Here is a 3268-nt window from a genome sequence, read left to right as displayed (position 1 = left end):
ACTTCATCTTCGGCGCGGGTCGGGTCTGGTTCGAGGGCTGCGAGATCCGGTCGCGGCCCCGGCCGGTCGATCCCGTGGACGGATACGTCACCGCGCCTAGTACGCCGCTGGACCAGCCGTTCGGCCTGGTCTTCCATCGATGCCGTCTGACGCGGGATCACGGAACGGCCCGGCATTCGGTCTATCTCGGTCGGCCCTGGCGTCCGACGAAGACGTTTCCGGACGGCCGCTATGGCGACCCCGATCGGGTGGGAGCCGCGACCTTCCTCGACTGCTGGATGGACGACCATATCGCGCCCGACGGCTTCACCGAGATGTGGTACACCGGGCGCGATGGAAATCCACGCACCATGCTTCAGCCCGAGGACGCACGGTTTGCGACCCATGCATCGCGTGGGCCGGGTGCGGCGGCCTTTTCACGTGGGGCGGTGCTGACGCCCGCCCAGGCGGCAGCAATCACTCGATCGGCGGTCGTCGGCTCATTGTCCTGAGATTGGTGCCCCGGGCCGGGGTCGAACCGGCACTCCTTTCGGAACCGGATTTTGAGTCCGGCGCGTCTACCAGTTCCACCACCGGGGCCCGCAGGCTTCTCTTAGTGGGCTATCGCGCGTCGCGCTACTTGAGCCCGGGTTTGGAGCGCGAATTTTTGCGCAGCCCTTGCGTTCCATCGGGGTGTAACGCATCTGGCCCCTATGTCCGACGCGTTCAGCCTGCCCGATCTCGCCATCGTCTATGAGCATCCCGAGTGGTTCGAGCCGCTGTTCGCGGCGCTGGATCGGCGGGGCGTGTCCTATGTGAAGGTCACGCTGGCAGGGCACAGTTTCGACCCGGCGGGATCGCCGGCACCGGCGCGGGTGGTGTTCTCCAGAGTGGCGATGTCGTCCTTCCTGCGGGATCCGGAGCATCCGATCTTCTATGCCCAGAGCCTGTTCGAGCACTGGGAGGGGCAGGGGACGCGGGTGGTCAACGCCTCGGCCCTGCCCATCGATACGTCCAAGGCGCGGCAGTTGTCTCTGATCGCACGGCTGGGGCTCAAGGGCCCCGTGACGCGGGCGGCACACCGGCAGGCGGACCTGCCCAAGGCGGCTGAAGGGTTGCGTTTTCCGGTCCTGGTCAAGGCCGACATCGGCGGGGCGGGGGCCGGGATCACCCGCTATGAGACGCCCGAGGACCTGGCCGTGGCGGCGGGCAAGGGCTGGTGTCCGGCCGGGGTCAACGGCATCTCGCTGGTGCAGGAATACGCCCCGCGTCGGGACGGCAAGGTGACGCGGGTCGAGACCCTGGCCGGCAAGTTCCTGTATGCGCTGGATGTCGAGAGCCCCGGCGACGCCTTCGACCTGTGCCCGGCCGACGCCTGTCTGGTTCGGCCCGGCGCGCCGACGCTGACCATGACGCGGGTGACGCCGCCGGACGAGATCATCGCGGCGGCGGAGCTGATCGCAGCGGAGGGCCAGCTCGAGATCGGCTCGGTCGAATACCTGATCGACGACCGGGACGGGTCGGCGCTGTTCTACGACATCAACGCCCTGTCGAACTTCGTGGCCAGGCCGATGGAGGTGCTGGGGTTCGAGCCGCATGACGTCCTGGTCGACTGGCTGATGGCCATCGTGGCGGAAGAGGCGGCCAAGGTCGCGGTCAACGGAAAGGCGGCGGCATGAGGTACGGATACTGGGCCCCGGTCTTCGGTGGCTGGTTGAGGAACACTGACGACGAGCCGCAGGCGTCGTGGGAGCATCTGAAGGGAATCGTCACCCGGTCCGAGGACCTCGGATACGACCTGACCCTGATCGCCGAGCTGAACCTCAACGACATCCAGGGGATCCAGGCGCCGGCCCTGGACGCCTGGTCGAGCGCGGCGGCGCTGGCGGCGATCACCTCGACGATCGAGCTGATGGTGGCGGTGCGGCCGAACTTTCACCAGCCGGCCCTGTTCGCCAAACAGGCGGCCAACATCGACCGGATCTCGAACGGTCGGCTGGCTCTGAACGTCGTCTCGTCCTGGTGGGCCAAGGAGGCCGAGAGTTACGGGCTTCAGTTCGACCAGCACGACGACCGCTATGCGCGGACGACCGAATGGCTCCAGGTGCTGGACCGGCTTTGGACCGATCCGACCACGGATTTCGCGGGCGACTTCTACACGCTGAAGGACGCGATCGTGGAGCCCAAGCCGGTCTCGACGTCGGAGCGGCCTCGTCCGGTGATCTATGCCGGCGGCGAGTCGGAGGCGGCCAAGACCCTGATCGCCCGGTATTGCGACGCCTATGTCATGCACGGCGACGAGCCGGCCGTGATCGCCGACAAGATCGCCGACATGAGGCGACGCCGTGAGGCGTTCGGCCTGCCGCCGATGCAATACGGCATGGCCGGCTATTCGATCGTGCGGGATTCGCAGAGGGAGGCCGAGGCCGAGCTGGCGCGGATCACGACCATCCCCGGCCTGGCCGATGGGTCGCCGCCGGCGGGGTTCGCCAACTTCGACCAGTGGCTCTCGGGGACCCAGCTGGAGCGGGAGCTGAAGATCCGCGAATACTCTGTCTCCAACCGCGGCCTGCGCCCCGGCTTCGTCGGCACGCCCGAGACCGTCCGGGAACGGATGGAAGAATTCGAGGCGGCGGGGCTGAACCTGGTCCTGCTGCAGATGTCGCCCCAGGCCGAGGAGATGGAGAGATTTTCGAGGCAGGTGATGCGGGCGAATTAGGGGATCGGCACTTCGGGCATAAGCAAGGGTCTCGCCTCTGTCTCGATCCTCTCGGAAAATGCCAGGGGTGGCGCGCGACCGCTGCGGCTACCGATGTTGAACGGTACACGCACTGTGAACACCCTGCCTTCGAGCGGCCCCGTCGCCCCGTCGGACAGTCGCACCGACGATCCGCGCTGAACCAGCGCCGCAGCATGGACACCGAAGCGTTCGTCCACCGGCGCTTCGTCAGCAACGATACAGTCGACGCGACCATCCGCCCGCGCCCGGCACTGGACGGCAGCCTGGCCACTTTGATTGTCTCGGATGGCCTCGGACGGGAAGTCATTCGCATTTGGTCTGGGTGGGGCCGCCCAAACGATAGTGCCTGTGCTTTCGATCAAGTCCGACAATTCTTCTCCGCAAGCGGTCAGAACAGCATCGACGGCAGACGCATCCGTGGGAAGTGCCAACGTCGTTTCCCAGTCGGGTGCCTCTCGTGACTTGATGACCAGATCGAGCGTTCCGCCTTTGCGCAGGGTCCGCAGGACGGCGGCGGGCGAAAAGGCGAAAGCGGAGCGGCCGTCGGTC

General features: G+C 66.8%; 3 protein-coding genes, 1 tRNA gene and 1 pseudogene. 3 read left to right on the top strand and 2 right to left on the bottom strand.

Translation table 11 applies throughout. The annotated features are described in order from the left end of the window. Positions 1-491 (top strand): pectinesterase family protein (locus ACILQR_RS16185; protein WP_395652393.1); only part of this gene is annotated, 491 nt, incomplete at its 5' end. Positions 492-494: 3 nt separating this feature from the next. Here the strand turns inward: ACILQR_RS16185 and ACILQR_RS16180 are convergent. Then, a tRNA-Leu gene (locus ACILQR_RS16180) sits at positions 495-579 on the bottom strand. A 113-nt stretch (positions 580-692) separates the two neighbouring features. Between ACILQR_RS16180 and ACILQR_RS16175 the strand changes: the two genes are divergently transcribed. Continuing rightward, positions 693-1658 carry a RimK family alpha-L-glutamate ligase gene (locus ACILQR_RS16175; protein WP_395652392.1) on the top strand — a complete coding sequence of 322 codons (966 nt, stop codon included), beginning with the start codon at positions 693-695 and terminating at the stop codon, positions 1656-1658. After that, positions 1655-2698: an LLM class flavin-dependent oxidoreductase gene (locus ACILQR_RS16170; RefSeq protein ID WP_395652391.1), complete on the top strand. Its 1044-nt coding sequence runs from the start codon at positions 1655-1657 to the stop codon at positions 2696-2698. The genes ACILQR_RS16175 and ACILQR_RS16170 overlap by 4 nt, the downstream gene beginning before the upstream one ends. Here the strand turns inward: ACILQR_RS16170 and ACILQR_RS16165 are convergent. Continuing rightward, a pseudogene (locus ACILQR_RS16165) lies at positions 2695-3268 on the bottom strand (hypothetical protein); the annotation flags it as partial. The gene ACILQR_RS16170 and the pseudogene ACILQR_RS16165 sit on opposite strands and share 4 nt — an antisense overlap.

This window comes from Brevundimonas sp., from assembly GCF_044239655.1.
In the GTDB taxonomy this organism is placed as follows: domain Bacteria; phylum Pseudomonadota; class Alphaproteobacteria; order Caulobacterales; family Caulobacteraceae; genus Brevundimonas.
Note: the sequence above shows the minus strand (reverse complement) of the source record. Positions and strands in the feature narration are given on the sequence as shown.